The organism is Leptospira ainazelensis (genome assembly GCF_016918785.1).
Taxonomy (GTDB): domain Bacteria; phylum Spirochaetota; class Leptospiria; order Leptospirales; family Leptospiraceae; genus Leptospira; species Leptospira ainazelensis.
The window spans coordinates 1-16,631 of the sequence record NZ_JAFFPT010000072.1; the positions used below are offsets into that span (position 1 = coordinate 1).

Genomic DNA, 16,631 nt, shown 5'->3' on the forward strand with positions numbered 1-16,631 from the left:
AGAAAAAGGAACCCAATGCAATTTAGGGCGGAATCACGAGAGATTCTCTGATTTTCTTTTTCAACAGGCTCCCAAAATCAGGGCGGGGCGCGCGACTTTTTACGGAAGAATTGTCGTTGTTACGACGGATTCTTTTAAAGATTCAGTTCAGTTGTGGGTAAGGGGCCGCGCGACTTTTGCTCAAAAGTCGTCGGAACTCCAACAACACGAATCTCAGATTCAAAACCTGATTCTTTTTTGCATAATTCATTGCTGAAGACTTCTCTTATTTTCCAAAAAGGAATGTTTTGGCTTTAGGAGGAAAGATCAATGGATTCTTCAATCTCGGTCCCAAAGAAGTCCTTTGGATCGAGCGCGATTTTTCTTTAAGGACAAGTCAAAGAAACTTGCACTTCGGATCTAGGAGCGTTCTCCGGAACCGTAAAGGTAGTCTCTCTCACAACCGTTTCCGGAAATCCGTCTACGCGAGCGGTATCTCCTAAACAACGAATTCTATAATCGCCCGCGTGAATGTATTTCATCCGAGTTTGAGCGCCTTGTACGGGAGAAGCGATCAGAGGCAACTTTGTATCAATGTTAATTTCGCTCAAACGATAGATTCCGTAGTAGTGATTTGTGGAAGCGGTTCCGCCTAACACAACTAAATTCGAAGCGATCTCCGGTCGGATGATCCTGGAACGAAGGAGAAGTCCTCCTCCCATATTGGACTGGCCGTTGTGATCCGCGTCTCCCTTCCAATCGCTTACGGCGATGATCGTTCTCACCCCGCCCAAGCCGGAAACGTAGGAATGTACCATCAAATTTTCTTTTAGGTTCATTCTTACTTCCAGAATATAAGGATCAAATCCTGGATAAACGAGCATATCCCGATCGCCGTCTTCCACAGTATAAAGAAGAGGAAAGACAAGAGGGGGAAAAAGAGTTTGAGTTGTCGCATCCGCAGTGGGTTGATAACTCATCCTAGGAACAATATTGACTCCGGGAACTCTATAGTTGTCGAATAAGGTAAGATTGGAAAACGTTAGACCGGGTTCGTTCGCCCATGCGGTAACTAGAGAACGAAGATACATCCCCGTATAATAGTATTGAACCGGACCGTTTCCAAAAGCTCCCCAATCGGTAGCGGAGGTTGGATCGTTGGAAGGATAGGCGACTCCCTCTCCGTTGAAAAACTGAATCGCTTTGAGTTCTCCGTCGTTCAAACGACAGGAGTTGGAATTTGTGGTATATGGAATCGTACAAAATACCTGACGGTTCGGAGCGATCTCATCCCAGAATTTTTTCGTGTCCTTTACGTTCTTGATCAAACTCAGATTAAAAAGACCTTCTTGGAATTTAGTAGACATTCGGATTTCCCCGATATCGATAAAGATCGGGAGACCGGACGCGGTCGGAATTCCGGTCGTATCAAAAACGGGATCGAGTCCGGCGCCAGTTGCGTCCTGATAGATTTGTCCCGTCCCATTGGAATACGATTCAAAACCGATCGGGTTATCGGTCGCATAGGTTCCCTTTGCGAGAAGAAGCATTCTCTGATTGAAGAGTGTGCTGATTACGGGGTCGCTCGAACCCTTTCCGTTCCAATTTCCTATTCGGCAATAAAAGAGGAAAAAGCTCGAAAGAAGCAGAACAAATAAAAAAGAAGATCGGTTCATAAGAATATACTCACCATCAATCCGAATTGAAAAAATTCAGCGTCGACCACCCTGTAATAGTTCGGGTTCGTCAGTCTCGAATCGCTGTAAGGACTCGCGTAATAGTATTTCGATTCTGCGGGAGCGTCCAATTGGGATTCGTAGATCTTATTGTAATCGATCCGAATTCCAATCCGAATCTTTTTCCCCGCGACAAAACTAGTCTCCAAACCGATGAGCATCATCGGATCCCAACGGGATGTGTTGGAAGGTCTTGCTACGACAAAAGCTTCTCCTCCACCCGCTCTGACGATAAAGGAGATCGGAAGATCGAGAGGAATCTTATAACCTAACGCAAGATAAACGGGAATCGTTGTCAGAGCTCTTTCCGTCGCGGAAAGATAGTTTGCGTAAAAAGCTCCCATCTCCAAGTAAAAAATCCAAGGCCAAGGAATTCTAAAAAAGAAACCGCCGCCGAGAGTTGTGTCCAAATATTTCTGAGTTTCGGTTCCGGGCCAAGGATTTGAAGCCCCCATCCAAACTCCGATTTCCGGTTTTCGATTATCGTAAAACGAACCCGCGTTTTTTTCCGCTTCTTCCTCCTCCTGCGCCTCGGTTTCTTCATCCTCTTTTGAAACGATTCCACTCGAAGGAAGACTTCCGGATTGAGCGAGCGGCTTTGGAATAAAATCGGTAAACAATTTATTTTTTATAAAGTCCGGTTGATATCCGCCTAACAGTTCGAAAACCCCCGGTTTTTTCGGAGACGCGGAAAGGATTCCCGGAACGAGGGTCAAAAAAAGAAGAAGGAAACGTTTGGTAGAAGTTCGAGAACAAGACAACATGATTATTTATACAGGTCCCGAAAAGAATACATCGAATCGATCGAAGGATAAGAATTATAATAGGCTCTTACAAAGTAAAGACCGTGAGGTGGGAGTGTGATACCGGCAATCGTTCGATCTTTAGAAGAAAGAATCTGGAGAATGTTTGTATCTTTTCGTTTGCCGTTTGCGATTTCCAGAAGGGTACCCGTAAGAATCCGAATCATATTGTGAAGAAAGCCGTTCGCCCGGATCCTTACTTTGTAGAGACCGTCAAATTCCGCGCTTCGTTCCAGTCTCGCCTCTAAAATCGTCCGAACCGTGGAACGATTTTTCATGGAGACAGCCTTCGCTAAACTTCGAAAGTCGTGTTCTCCCTTTAATAATTCCAGTTCAGCTTCCAAGCGTGGAACGTCAATCTTATGTTGATACCAGAAAGCTCGATTTTTCCAAGTCGGTCTCGGAAACTTCGTATTGAGAATGAGATATTCGTATTCTCTCGACTGACAAGAAAATCTGGAATCGAAATTCTCATCCACTTCCGCCATGGAAACGATGGAAAGTCCCGGATTTGTGAGTGCGTTTAAGCTCAAGAGAAACTTGCTGAAATTCTGAACAGTTTTTTGGGTTTTGAAATTGACCGTCATTCCGCGAGCGTGGACTCCCGTGTCCGTTCTTCCCGCTCCGGAGATATCGACCGCTTCTTTGAGTAGAATGGAGGCCGCCTTTTCCAGATTCTCCTGAACGCTTGGCTGATCCTTTTGAGTTTGAAAGCCGTTAAAACAAAGACCGTCGTATTCGACGAGGAGGGCGTAGTTTATTTTTCTCCTCCCATTTCTTCGATGATCTTGTTGTATTCGTCATAGAGTTCTTTTGCCATGTCGATGATTACGGATGGTTTCGATTTGGATCCTTTTCCCGATCCATAAAGTCTGGAAAGTGTTCTTTTGGCCCTTACCAAAAGATTGAGTTTGGCCGCAGGGTCTTGCGCTAACTCGTCCTTGAATTTCATCGTGAGATAAGCGGAAAGATAGATCACTCCGTCAAAAGCCCAATTCTTATCCGTATCCGGTCCTAAAAGATAGGAAGCCTGATCCACGGGTTCGGATCCGCTCTGCATAATATCCATCGTCTCGGTATACCAACTCGCGGACTTTTGATAGAGGAGGTCTCGAACCTTATCAAAACCCAAATTCGGAAAATCGTTGTTGAGGTCGTCGAAATACCATGCCCCTCGAACCGCGCAGACCGCTTTTTTCGGAGTGGGGGCAACCGTGACCTTACGATTCTGATAACATTCGATCGCAAGAAGATAGGACGCCGCGCCGAGAACTAAATTTCTTTCCTGATAAAAATCCAGAGGCCCGAGGATCTTTTCGAGATTGGAACGGCGCGTGTCGGACTGGGAACGAATCTTTTCGTTTTCCTCGGCGTCTAACGTAGACCAATCCTTGGAAAAAGCTGAATAAAGACAACGAGGACAGACGCTGATGACATAATCATTCGGGCTTACACGACCGAACTTGCGGTTTTTTTCGTAGAGTCTTCTGAGTTCGATCGTAAGTTTACCGGCGATCAAACGACCGCCACCCTGAAACATATTCTCTTTTTGGTGGACTTCGTGGCAGATCGGACAGACCGTATCTTCCTTAGCGCGGAATGAGATCTTTTTTCCTTGTGCGATTGCAGTGGCTGTCATATTCTTATCTTTGAAAAACCCGAAAAAAACAAGCGTAAGCTGTCAATTCGGACACCATTCTAACCGATAGAGTAGGAAGAAAAGCACTAATTTCTGTGTTGCCCCGGGCCTTGAATCCGGAGAAACTTTGGAAAAGGTTAACCGATGAAACGACTGATTCTCATACTAATAGCAATCTCCATTCTTCCTTTGTCCGTTTTTGGAGAGGCGGTCTCGAGCAAGGCCTACAAAAAAAGGGTGGAGTTACTGACCTATCTCCGTGTCATAGAGCCGATCGTAAGAAACTACAAAGGCGAGGTAGCCGGAGGGCAGAATCAGCAGAACACGGGAACACAACCCGCGACCGGAAATCAAACCGGAACAACTCCTGAACCCGAAGGAGACCGAGTTAAAAAATATAAGGAACTGAAGAGACTCTACCAGGAAGGTCTTCAGTATTACTTCGAAAACAATCACGTAAACGCATACCGTAGATTTTTGGAAGCTCAACTCGGAACCGAGATGCTCCTAGAAGAACTTTCCCAATACTATGTGGAAAGAAGCGATGAAATTTTAAAAGCCGCGATCGAGAAGAAAAATCAGAACAATCCCGAGGACAGAAACCTCGTGGACATCGCGATCGAGTTGAGTAAAAATTCTTATATCGTAAAGGATATGACTGCGGATCGTGAATCTCCTCTTACAAGAAGAATGTACAACCCGAGAGAGTTTCACTATGTGACCAACAAATACGCGATCGAGAAGAATATGGAAACCGGTTACAAGTTTTTAGGACTTGCTAAGGAAACCCGGAACAACGCCCTCAAGATCGAAAAACATCTCGAAAAACACCAGAAGTTGCAACCGAGTCATAGAAAGCATAGAATCGAACACTATCTCGCAGCGATTCAACTCTGTAGAGACGCAAGAGCGAATGCGATTAATATCTTCAAATTAAAATATCCTTACGACAACTACTTTCTCTTTAAGAGCGACGCAAAGACCGAAGCGATTAAAGACGACGAAGGAAAAGCGGGTCCGTCCGAGGCAGTCACCTTACAAGGAGCAACGTACGACTTTTCGCAAAACCCGACTCTTGAATACGATCACAGAATGAGTCCTGTTTTTGATAGAAGAATTCCGGAAGAATACCGCAGAGACGCAGTGGACGTTTTGGAAAAAATCTTCGACGACGAAGTCAAAAATAGAATCTTCCTCAAATGGGATCCTGAGAAAAGAAAACAGTTGATGGGTGAGAAAAAATAATCGGAAGAATTAAACCGATGTTTTCTTTAGAACTTGAATTCGAAAAAATGAATTCTGTTCGTTAAACGAAGCCCGCCTCCAAAAGCGGGCTTTTTTATTCTCGCGCAAAAATTCCTTCGGAAGGTCTTCTTTTTGAGAATTACCGTCGGAACAACTACGACTTTTCCATAAAAGCCGCGCGCCCCACCCTCGTTGGGTCATAACCTTACCCACAAAGTAGACTGAATCTTAAGAAAAACCTGTCGTAACAACGACAGTCCTCCGTAAAACAAAAGCCCCGCCCTGTTTTTGGGTGGCGGGGCGGGTGGTGGAAGGCTCCGGGAGATTTTGCTCTATCAGAAAATCAGTATTTTGCAAGGAATATTCTCTCTCAGAGCTTTTGTAGGAACTCCTACAAAAAGTCATACTGGGATCCTTCTTCATTCAAAATCGCTTTTCCACTTTGTGGGTAAGGTTATGCTCGTTGGGTGGAGGAGGAGAGGTGGAATAACTCAGTGCGACGCTCTCTAAGGATCGCATCGCAGGGAAAAACTCGGGGAATTTCCTCTATCAGAAAATTCTACTTTTGGCAAGTACAAACTTTCTCAGTCGGAATTCCTACAAAATCCGAACCGGGTTGTTCTCGCAAAAAAAAATCCAACTCGCTTCTCTTTCGTTAAAGAGAAGGGCCCGATCGCGGAAACTCGAGCGACGCTTTTTAACGATCGCGTTGCCGGTATAAATGAGAAAAATCTCCCGATCGCGGAAGTAAGATTTTCTACAAGTAGAAAGCGATTTTGTAGGAACTCCTATAAATGAAGAAGATTTTGGTTGCAATTTCATTCTCCTCTTTCCGGTCTTTCGTTCCCAAAAGATCGACGATGGGAGGAAACGGTTCCTAAGAATCAATCGATTCATGGAACAATTGATTCTAATTCCCTTGAAAACTAGCTTTTCTAAAAATGGAATCCTTCAAAAAATTGCTCTCGATGAACCCATTGAAATTTATGGAGAGCCGCTTAGGTCGCTTTCCAAAATCCTATCGCAGGATTGTCTTAAAAACGTATTTGATCACGCTCCCGCTCGTATTCAGTTGGGCCTTTCCGAGTCTGATCGCAGGCTTATTTTTCGCGATCGTCCGAAACCAAGAGAAAAAGAATCTGGCTTTTCTTCGAGGTTCCGCGACCTGGGGAAGGACTGTGCAGTGGATGACCGGCACCAGATTTTTAAAACTCGGAGAAATCAAAATTCCCCAAAAAGGGTTTATGGTTTTTATCAACCACGTAAACGAACTCGATTTTCCTTATGATTGTCTCGTCGTAAACAAACCCTTTTTGGCCAACCAAGTGATCAAAAAAACTTTGATCGCTTATTGGTGGATGAAGGCGATGGGATCCCAGGTTTTTGAATCTTCAAAGGCGACTACGATCGCCGTTTCGGTTCGGAGTCTTCTAAAAGGTCTGCATAAAACTTCGTTTATCGTTTACCCGGAAGGACACAATTCTTATACCGAAGAAATTCAGCCGATGCAAAAGGGAATGATCAAACTCGCCTTTGAAAATAAAATTCCGGTAGTCGTAGTTTTGAAATCCGGAATCACCGGATATCAAAAAATGGAAAGAGGATTTGTAGTAGCTTACAAACAGATCGGAAGTTACGATCCGACAACGTTTGGAACTTGGGAAGAATTCAGAGATTTTCTCTTTGAGACGATGAGTAAGGAAAAGAAAATTTTAGACGCCTCTCTTTCGTCCGAAGTTCAAAAGGAAACGGTATTAGTCTCTTGATCTCTAAACTTTTGATCGCCAATCGCGGGGAGATCGCGGTTCGCGTAATACAAACTTGTAAAAAACTCGGAATCAAAACGGTAGCGGTTTATTCGGACGTCGATCGGGATTCCCCACACGTAAAACTCGCCGACGAATCGGTGTATGTCGGCGAGCCGAGTCCGGCTTCTTCTTATTTAAACATTCCGAATATACTCGAAGCCATCCGCAAAACCAAAGCCGAAGCCGTTCACCCGGGATACGGATTCTTATCCGAAAAACAGGAATTTGCAAAGGCCCTGGAAAAAGAAGGAATTCTTTTTTTAGGACCGACTCCCGAATCCATGGAGCTGATGGGAGATAAGATCAATTCCAGAATCAAGATGGAAGCCGCCGGAGTTCCGGTGGTTCCCGGTTACAACGGACAAGATCAGGATCCGAAAAACCTGGAAAAGGAAGCGCAAAGAATCGGTTATCCTCTGATGATCAAGGCCACTGCGGGCGGAGGAGGAAAGGGAATGAAACGGGTTTATAAACCGGAAGAATTTCATTCTTCTCTCGAATCCGCTCAGAGAGAAGCGCAAAAGGCTTTTGGAGACGGAACCGTCTTTATCGAAAAATACATCGAAACTCCGAGACATATCGAAGTACAGGTGTTTGGAGACAAACACGGAAACGTTATGCACCTTTTCGAGAGAGAATGTTCGATCCAAAGAAGACATCAGAAAGTAATCGAAGAGTCTCCGGCTCCGAACCTACCTTCTTCCTTACGTGACGAAATTTGTCAGGTCGCGGTAAAAGCCGCTCAGTCGATCAACTACGTCGGCGCGGGAACGGTGGAATTTATCCTCGGGAAAGACGGAAAGTTTTACTTCTTGGAGATGAACACTCGATTGCAGGTCGAACATCCGGTAACTGAATATATCACCGGACAAGACCTTGTGGAATGGCAGATTCGGGTCGCCGAAGGAAAAAAACTTTCCGAACTCACACAAGGAAAGGCGATCGTTCAGAACGGACACGCGATCGAGGCAAGAATTTACGCGGAAGATCCCGAGAACAACTTTCTTCCTTCCACGGGTATATTAGAATACATTGAATTTCCGGATCGGGAATTTCTCAGAGTGGACACCGGAGTGGAAACAGGATCTTCGATCACGGTGTTTTACGATCCGATGATCGCCAAGATGATCTCTTGGGGAAAAACAAGAGAGGAAGCCGCGGCTCGTTTGAAAGAATCCATCGATTCCACGGTGATCTTCGGGCCCGTAACAAACACGTTTTATCTTTCCGGAATTCTTTCTCACGAAGAATTTAGGAAAGGATTTACTCACACTCACTTTTTGGAAGAACAGACGATCGCTTTTACGCCGGATCGAGACGTCCAAGCGGACGCGTTTTCGTTTGCGGCGGCGGCTCTTTCCGAAAAGAAAAAGTCTTCCGGAATTTGGGAAGCGGTGGGACCGGGAGGTCTTTGGTGATCGAAGAAAATTTTCGTTTTAGACATAGGGAAGAAGAAATTCCAGTAAAGGTTCGTTCCAGTTCCCCCGGAGTCACTTCCGTATCGATCCTGTTAGACGGAGTCGCTCACGACTTTCAAATCTCTCGTAACTTTCAGAGCGAGGGGAACGGCCTATTTTCCGGTCCCGGTAATCACTGGAGAATTCTAAGAAAAGGAAATCAGATCTTCATCCACTACAAGGGATGGAATACTAAAATTCTTCTTTCCAATCGGGAAATCCATCTCGAAGAAGGAAGCGGCGGTTTTATCAAAAGTCCTATGCCCGGAAAGGTGATCCGTGTTTTGGTTTCTCCCGGTTCAGTCGTCCAAAAGGGCGCGATTCTTGCCATCGTGGAAGCGATGAAGATGGAAAATAATATCCTCGCACCCGGAGACGGAACCGTGGAAGAAGTCGCCGTATCGGAAGGAAGTATGGTTTCTCAGGACGATCTGATTCTTAAATTGAATTTAGATTCTAAAAAATCGTAAGTTTAGAATATTCTAAAAATTTGAAATACCAACGGAACGTAGTTCAGATATTTCAAAAGTCAACTTCCATGAAAACCCGCGCGTATCGAAAGGAGGCCTTTGACCTTTGCCGGCGAGGGTGTTCTATCTTATAACGTGTTCCAAACTCGATTTTACTTTATCAGAAAGATCAAGTTGCAAGGTTCTGTCCTAATTTTGGGGCAGAACCTACTAATCTTTTGTCTTTTTCGGAAGCGTATCGAAATAAAAAGTCTTGGAACCGATCGAAAGAAGTATCCTAGAAATATGTTTTTTATCATCGAAACAGGGAAGGGGCACCTTCGCTTTGTTAGTCGTTCATTCCTGGAAAAGTGTCCTTTGTTCCATTGCGATAAAAACTTAAATTCTATTTTCCTCAGTTTTCTTTTTAGGATAGGAAGGGGAACGGTCTAAAAGCGGACAAAGAAGATAAGAATTTTTCCGGATTTGTACCAAATTATAATTAATAATAATGGGAACGATCGTTCGGGAATTTAAGACGAGACTCTCACGGTTTGTATCGTAGGAGTTTGGGGCGGGTTCTTATCTTTTTTGGATCAAGAAGGGCGGTTATCGGGTAACATTCTATGTCAAAATCATTCGGAAATACTCTAAGAAGTTTACGAAACGCAAAGAAAAAAAGTCAGTTGGATCTTGCTTTGGACGCGGGAATTTCGAGCAAACATCTCAGCTTTTTAGAATCGGGAAGAGCTTTACCAGGAAAGGAAATCGTTCGAAAATTAACGGAGGCGCTGGAGATTTCGGATCCTTACAAAAATACGCTATTTCTTGCCGCCGGGTTTTCTTCGGATTTTGAAATCGTTGAAAAGGACGAACCTATGAAGATAGAGCCGCTTTTAATTAAACATATCAACGGTCTCTGTACGGCCCCCACAATGGTGGTGAGCTGGGATAACAAAGTCTTAAAAGTCAACAGTGTTTTAGAAAGGTTAATAGCCGCTTTAAAGGGAAAAGAATCCACACTGGAAGGTCTTTCCGCGTATGAGTTTATGTTTGGCGACAGGGGACTCGGACATTTTCTTTTGGAAAATAGGGAATTAGAAGATAGAATCATTACCTGTGGTCATTTGGAGAATTCAATAAGACCGGTAGAAAGATCGACGAACAGACCGGATCCAGAATTGAATCTGTTTAACAAAACCGACCAGACTCCGATAACAATTCGTTTAGAATATAACGGAATTCTAATTTTTGACGTGCTCCATACCGCGAGCGGACATCCGTTCGAAGTCAACGCCCGTTCGAATCGTATATACTCCTGGGTTCCTTCCGATGGCTTTACGGAAAATACGATGAGGGACTTAATTTGTACCGATTCAGAATTGGCCGCTTCGGCAAAGTAAAAACACGGCTTTAGAAAGTTGTATAACCCGAGTCCGATCCTTTTTTCTTTTGATTGAAAAACTCTAACGTTTTCGATCGGGAAAAATCGGAAAGTTCATAAAGTTTGATGGATTTACCTCTTGGTAATTGAATTCGAATTTTAAAACGTTATGATATTCCAAATCGGAGAACTCGGTTCTTTACCGAGCGTCTTTCGAATTTGGAGTTACATTTGAAGAAGTATCTGAATTTTATTTACCAGGGGATCGTAGTTCTTATCGCCTATGTTCTCCTGAGTAATTTATTACACCGCTATTTGTTTCCGGAACCTGCCGCTAATCCGGATGTTTATCCGATCGTGGGAGACGTGATGGAAAATCATTTTGCCAAAGAACGTTATATCGTACTGAAAACCGACAAGGAAACAAACGGCGCTTACGCCGAAGTCGAGTTGCATCTGGAACCGGGAGGAGCCATTCCGGAACCTCATATCCATCCTCATTACGACGAAACCTTTACGGTGAAACAAGGCGCTTTGACTTTGATGATCGACGGGGCTGAAATAAAATTAGGCCCCGGTCAATCTCATACCGTGCCGAAGGGGCTGGGTCATCAGCCGTTCAACCGAAGCGATCGTGAGTTTATCGGAATCGTTCGTGTGAATCCACCCGCTCTTTGGGCGTTGTTTATTACTCAGTTCCACGGTTTTTTGACGGAAAACCAAGAACCAAGAACAGATCTCGAATTCTTCTTACAAGCGATGTTAGTAACCGACTACTTTGGAGATACGTATCTGGCTTCACCTCCGATTCCGGTGCAGAAAGTTTTGTCTTTTATGATCGCACCAACGGCGCGTTTATTGGGTTATCGAAGTTGGAAAAGGGAGAATTCCCTGAAGTGGAGACAAAAAGGATAAACATGCCAAATTCTTTTAGTTTGAAGAATTTTGTTAGTTTAAAAATAGATTCTTGAAACTTGAAGTCCGTCTTTTTTTCTTCCGGATTCAATTTCGCAAGAAGGCTTGATTTCAAAAGAAACCATTCTACTCTCGCTTTTTAGTCATGCGATTTTATCTTCTTTCTAAAATGAAAAGTTCCGGATGGGTACGGTTCGGAATTTTTCTTTTTCTATTCTCGTTTGCTTGTTATGAAAATAAAAAGGATTCCCTTTTGGGTTCTCCCTCCCCAGAAGAACTTACCCTGAGCGCCGCGGAAGAATTCTTCTCAAAACATCCCGATTCTATTTCCGATGGATTTGATTTCCCTGTAGGAGCTCCAAACGCAAAAGGTTATATGGACAAACAACCTTTTGGAAAGAATTTTCATCTTGGAGAGGATTGGAATGCAATCGGGAGAAACGACTATGGAGATCCTGTCTATTCAGTTTCTCACGGAGTTGTCAAGTTTGCGGGAGAGGAAGGTCCGGGTTGGGGGAATGTGATCATTCTTTCGCATCGACTTCCCGACGGACGATGGATCAATTCTCTCTATGCGCACCTCTCCAAGATGTCCGTGAAAATAGGAGATCGTGTTCGTAGAGGCGAGCGTATCGGAAAAATCGGAGATGCGAACCGACGATACGGTCCACACCTTCATTTTGAACTTCGTGAAAATTTCTTTCTTCCCACCGGCGGCGGTTATGGAAGGGAGCAGAATGGATATCTCAATCCAAAAGAATTCATTCGTACAAATCGGCGATTTTCAAAAAACAAAATGGGACATCCTACAAAGATAAATTCTGGACGATCCCGTATTGAAATTCAAAAGAAATCAAAACGTCATAAGGGCAGTGTTATACGTTGAGCATATTATACCGACTGTTATAAAAAGCTCGGATAAGACCCAAGATTTACTAACGTATTTCCAAATTCTTGGAAAAATCCTATTGACAGTATGCGGCCGAACAGTTTCCGTTTTGATCTGAAATATAGAAACAGGAACTCCATGAAGAATTTTCTGAAACTCGTAAGTTTTGCATTCGCCTTGCTCCTCCTATTCGCAGGAAACGTGCAGGCACAACCAAAAGATCCGAAGGATCCTCCGCCGAAAGTGGACGAACCCGGTGTGGAGGCTACTCCACGCGAACCGAGAAAAGATCTTCCTTTTCCGATCTCGGAAATGAGACGTCTCTCGGTTCGAGATATTTCTAAAAAGAAAGAGGGTTGGTTTCCGACCGGTCTTCCTCTTTTGAATTCGGATCCGAACGTAGGCGTAGGTTATGGGGTTCGAATTTTTATGATCAACAACGGGAAAAAAACCGACCCGTTTTTTGAATATACTCCGTATCGTTTCCGGATGTTTGCCCAATATTTTAATACGACAAAGAACAGACAATATCAGGATATCAGTTTTGACGCACCGTATTTATTTGATTCTCAGTGGAGGCTGCGCGGAGACTTAATCTACGATACAAATCCGAACACTCTCTATTACGGCGTGGGTGAGAGATCCTTACAGACCCTTTCCTATCAGGAAAGAAACCAACCCGGCGGCGAGGTTGTGAGAAACGCAACCTATCACAATCGGGAACAAAACATCTTCTTTACTAGACCCGGCGGACCCGGAGACCCTGTTGACTACCAAGGAACCAACTTTTCGGGGCTTCCTGTCAACGACGCATTTCGTGTGACTGACAGGATGTACAATCGATATGACATCCGTTCTCCACAGGCTAACATGAGCGGGGAACGTAACTTTTTCGGCGGTTTGGTTCGGATGGTCGCCGGTGTAAGAGTTTCACAAAACATCGTCAAAACTTTTGACGGTCAATTCGTTAAAAGTACGGATCCGCTTACCGAAGGAACTCCTTTTAGCAATTCCGGAATTGCACCTAACGCAAAAACCAAGGTAACGGAAGACGCGGAAGCGGGAAGAATTATCGGTCTTCAAGGTGGGAATGTAAACTCAGTAAGAGTCGGTTTGGTTTTGGACACTCGGGATTTAGAGCCGGATCCGAACCGAGGAATCTTCTTGGAAGCCACATACGAAAAAGTAGCAAAGGCGCTGGGGTCCGATTTCCAATATTCCAAATATTTTACCCAGATGAAATTTTTCTACAGCCCTTTTCCAAAAGTTTTTGATAAACTGGTCATCGCCGGTCGAGGCGCTTTTGGAATGACGGACGGGGACGCTCCCTTTTTCGAATATAGAAACCTATGGTCCACGGAAGGTGGTATCACCGGTCTTGGCGGACTTCGCACGTTGCGCGGTTATAAACAGGATCGTTTTTCTGGTAGAGCGATGGGTTGGGGAAACATAGAAGTTCGTTGGAAATTTTATGACTTTACCGTTGCAGGTCAGCACTTTGCTTTAAACTTGGTGCCGTTTATGGACTTCGGTCGCGTTTGGGACGACGAGCATAACGTCGGTCTAAAGGATTATAAATATTCCCGAGGTTTGGGATTTAGAATCGCGTGGAACCAGAGTACGATTCTCATGTTGGACTACGCGGTTTCCAAAGAGGACAAACAAATATTTATGAACTTTAACCATATATTCTGAGGGAATCATGAAAAAATATAAGAATATTCTAATACTCAGTATTGCACTTTCGTTCTTTGCCAATTGCGAAGAAAAACCTGACGATACGACTCTGGGCTTTATCAACGAGGATGCGAATGTGCTTCTTGCGGGGATGTTGTTTTTTACTCCCTACGTGGCGGATCCTGCATCCGGAACCGTAACCAACTCGATGTCCGGACTTATGTGGAAAATCTGTTCTCAAGGACAGGTTCTAAGAACAGGGGCAAACGGCGCTTATGATTGTGAAGGAATCAACAACAGTTCAACTGTGATCGGAAGATACGGAGCGACTTTACTACAATACTGTTCACTCAACCTGAGCGACTGTAATACGATTTCGCTTCCTCCCGTTCTTGTGGGGCAGACTCCCGGATTTACGGGAACTAGCGAAGCCTTTACTTCCTGTAGCCAGGATCGGACGGGCGGATTCTCAAATTGGAGACTTCCTTCCTTGATAGAATTAAAAGCGCTGACTCTATCCGGAAGTTTGAACGCACTTCTCGTTAAATTTCCGAACACGGTCGAGGATTTTTATTGGAGTTCCTGGGCAAACGAAAGCACCGTGGATACGGCTCGTGCCGTCAATTTTACGACTTCACATTTCGGAGAAGAGACTAGTTTTTCCAAAACTAGCAGATACTTTGTTCGTTGTGTAAGGAGTCTTCCTTAATTCTTCAGAAACTTTTTTATCTCCCGAGTTGAATCCAAAAACTCGGGAGAAGTTTTCATTTCTTCGGAACATACAATGTGAGCGAAATCTCATATTCCGTTTGACAACCAAAACTGGTTGGTTAGAAATTCGTAATCTTTTTGGTGTTATACGATGAAAATGAAAACTCTTCTTTCCATTTCGATTCTTTTCACTCTAACCCTTTTTGTTTCCGAGGCTTTTTCCCAGGAAAATTTTACCGGTTGTGATAAACCCGAGGAAAGAAAGGATCTTCCTTTTCGAATCGATAGGGTCAAACAGATGTGTCAGAAGGATCTGGACAATAAAAAAGAGGGTTGGTATCCGACCGGTCTTCCCCTTATCAACTCGGATCCGAACGAAGGGATCGGCTACGGGGTTCGGGTATACGGATATAACAACGGCAAAAAGGCGGATCCTTTTTTCGAATACACTCCCTATCGACTTCGATTTTTCGCTCAATATTTTAATACGACAAAGAATGCGCAGTATCACCAGTTGAGTTTGGATATGCCGTATATCGCAAACACTCAGTGGAGATTGCGTGCGGACGCCCTTCTTACGATCACCCCGACGACGCTCTATTTCGGAGTCGGGGAATCCACGCTCAAACCTCTGAGTTATCAGGAAAGAAATCAACCCGGAGCCCCGCAGGTAAACAACGCCCAATACGGCGCGCAAGAATCCACTTTTATGTATCAAAGACCCGGCGGTCCCGGAGATCCGATCGAGCTTGGCGGAAGGACTTACTCCGGAGTTCCGGCCGGGCCGGCGTTCAACGTAACTGATCGTATGTATAACAGATATACGATTCAGACACCGCAGTTGAATTTCAGTTCCGAACGTTCTTATTTTCACGGAACGGTAAGGCTCGTCGCCGGTTTTCGTTTTTCGAATAACATCGTGCAGTTGTATGACGGGAAATTCGTAAAAGCGGTGGATCCGATTTTGGAAGGAACTCCTTTGAGCAATTCCGGAGAAGTTCCTAACGCAAAGACAAAATTGACCGAAGACGCGGAAGCGGGAAAAATTTTAGGCTATAACGGCGGTTATGTGAACACAGCGAAGGTCGGCCTTGTCTACGATACGAGGGATTTCGAACCGGACCCGAACTCCGGAGTATTCTTAGAAGCGACGTATGAGAAGGCGACGAAGACGATCGGTTCCAACTTCGATTTTCAGAAATATTTCGGTCATGCAAAATTCTTCTATAGCCCGTTTCCAAAGACGTTCGAAAAACTCGTGTTAGCTTCTCGTTTTGGTTTCGGAGTATCGGACGGGGACGTACCGTTTTTTGAATATAGAAATCTTTGGGGAACCGAAAATACGGTTTCCGGTTTGGGAGGACTTAGAACCTTACGCGGATACAAACAGGATCGATTTGTGGGACGGGCGATGGGTTTTGGAACCGTAGAAGTCCGTTGGAAGTTCTACGATTTTTCGGTGGGCGGGGAATACTTCGCTCTCAATCTGGTTCCTTTCTGGGATTTCGGTCGGGTTTGGAATGACGAACACAAGGCAGGGTTCAAGGATTATAAATATTCTCAGGGGTTGGGTTTGCGGATCGCATGGAATCAGGCGACGATCATCATGATCGACTACGCGGTTTCGAGGGAAGACAAGCAGCTCTTTGTAAACTTCAGTCACGTATTTTAAAAAGGGAAATTGATGCCGAATCAACGGGAGAGAGAATTTCACAAAAACGTAGGAACTCCCATGAGAATGGAACGTAAATCGGTCAGTCAGAAAATTCAAAATCCGTTGAAGAGACGTAATCTGTAGGAACTCCATCGTTTACGCACGAGTTCGGCAGGGTGTTGTAGAATTCTTTTTAACGTTTGGACGAGCTCGTAGAAAGGTTCGGGCGAATCGGTCGCAAAATTCGCCCAAAAAAAGGCTCCCGACCGCGCTTTTCGCTCCAAT

The 16,631-nt window shown here is 44.5% G+C and carries 14 protein-coding genes and 1 pseudogene; 11 read left to right on the forward strand and 4 right to left on the reverse strand.

Features of this window, described 5'->3' with window-relative positions; translation table 11 throughout:
• Positions 1 to 256, forward strand: a 256-nt coding sequence (locus tag JWG44_RS16710) for a hypothetical protein (RefSeq protein ID WP_205276145.1), incomplete at its 5' end; no start/stop codon positions are given.
• Between the two features lie 109 nt (positions 257 to 365).
• Here JWG44_RS16710 and JWG44_RS16715 read toward each other — a convergent pair.
• From JWG44_RS16715 to JWG44_RS16730, 4 genes are read right to left on the reverse strand one after another with little or no spacing between them, the layout of a single operon-like run.
• A complete protein-coding gene (locus JWG44_RS16715; protein ID WP_205276146.1) occupies positions 366 to 1,655 on the reverse strand; it encodes an LIC11270 family surface protein in 1,290 nt (429 codons plus the stop codon).
• The gene (locus JWG44_RS16720) at positions 1,652 to 2,479 is read right to left on the reverse strand and encodes a hypothetical protein (RefSeq protein WP_205276147.1); all 828 of its coding nucleotides are present in this window, start codon (positions 2,477 to 2,479) and stop codon (positions 1,652 to 1,654) included. Before JWG44_RS16720 ends, JWG44_RS16715 begins: the two co-directional genes overlap by 4 nt.
• 2 nt (positions 2,480 to 2,481) lie before the next feature.
• A complete protein-coding gene (gene truA, locus JWG44_RS16725) occupies positions 2,482 to 3,279 on the reverse strand; it encodes a tRNA pseudouridine(38-40) synthase TruA (protein ID WP_205276414.1) in 798 nt (265 codons plus the stop codon).
• Positions 3,276 to 4,157, reverse strand: a complete 882-nt coding sequence (locus JWG44_RS16730) for a DUF2225 domain-containing protein (RefSeq protein ID WP_205276148.1) — start codon at positions 4,155 to 4,157, stop codon at positions 3,276 to 3,278. The genes truA and JWG44_RS16730 overlap by 4 nt, the downstream gene beginning before the upstream one ends.
• A 144-nt stretch (positions 4,158 to 4,301) precedes the next feature.
• Here JWG44_RS16730 and JWG44_RS16735 point away from each other — a divergent pair, with 144 nt between their 5' ends.
• The 10 genes and pseudogenes from JWG44_RS16735 to omp85 (JWG44_RS16780) all read left to right on the forward strand — a co-directional run bounded on the left by JWG44_RS16735 (position 4,302) and on the right by omp85 (JWG44_RS16780) (position 16,364).
• Positions 4,302 to 5,402, forward strand: a complete 1,101-nt coding sequence (locus JWG44_RS16735) for an LIC11274 family protein (RefSeq protein ID WP_205276149.1) — start codon at positions 4,302 to 4,304, stop codon at positions 5,400 to 5,402.
• 968 nt (positions 5,403 to 6,370) lie between these two features.
• Positions 6,371 to 7,168: a lysophospholipid acyltransferase family protein gene (locus tag JWG44_RS16740; protein WP_205276150.1), complete on the forward strand. Its 798-nt coding sequence runs from the start codon at positions 6,371 to 6,373 to the stop codon at positions 7,166 to 7,168.
• A complete protein-coding gene (locus JWG44_RS16745; protein ID WP_205276151.1) occupies positions 7,165 to 8,628 on the forward strand; it encodes an acetyl-CoA carboxylase biotin carboxylase subunit in 1,464 nt (487 codons plus the stop codon). Before JWG44_RS16740 ends, JWG44_RS16745 begins: the two co-directional genes overlap by 4 nt.
• Positions 8,625 to 9,137: a biotin/lipoyl-containing protein gene (locus tag JWG44_RS16750; RefSeq protein WP_205276152.1), complete on the forward strand. Its 513-nt coding sequence runs from the start codon at positions 8,625 to 8,627 to the stop codon at positions 9,135 to 9,137. Before JWG44_RS16745 ends, JWG44_RS16750 begins: the two co-directional genes overlap by 4 nt.
• Positions 9,138 to 9,742: 605 nt before the next feature.
• On the forward strand, positions 9,743 to 10,519 hold the full coding sequence (locus tag JWG44_RS16755) for an XRE family transcriptional regulator (protein WP_205276153.1): 777 nt from the start codon (positions 9,743 to 9,745) through the stop codon (positions 10,517 to 10,519).
• 212 nt (positions 10,520 to 10,731) lie between these two features.
• Entirely contained in the window at positions 10,732 to 11,415 is a 684-nt protein-coding gene (locus JWG44_RS16760; protein ID WP_232371700.1) for a cupin domain-containing protein, read from the forward strand.
• 169 nt (positions 11,416 to 11,584) lie between these two features.
• Positions 11,585 to 12,196: pseudogene (locus JWG44_RS16765) on the forward strand (M23 family metallopeptidase); the annotation flags it as partial.
• A gap of 246 nt (positions 12,197 to 12,442) precedes the next feature.
• Complete coding sequence (gene omp85 / locus JWG44_RS16770) at positions 12,443 to 13,999, forward strand: Omp85 family outer membrane protein (protein WP_205276155.1); 1,557 nt, start codon at positions 12,443 to 12,445, stop codon at positions 13,997 to 13,999.
• Positions 14,000 to 14,006: 7 nt separating this feature from the next.
• Positions 14,007 to 14,690 (forward strand): surface adhesin Lsa25, encoded by a 684-nt coding sequence (lsa25, locus tag JWG44_RS16775; protein WP_205276156.1) that lies wholly within the window; start codon positions 14,007 to 14,009, stop codon positions 14,688 to 14,690.
• A 159-nt stretch (positions 14,691 to 14,849) separates the two neighbouring features.
• A complete protein-coding gene (omp85, locus tag JWG44_RS16780) occupies positions 14,850 to 16,364 on the forward strand; it encodes an Omp85 family outer membrane protein (RefSeq protein ID WP_205276417.1) in 1,515 nt (504 codons plus the stop codon).
• The last annotated feature ends 267 nt before the right edge of the window (positions 16,365 to 16,631 follow it).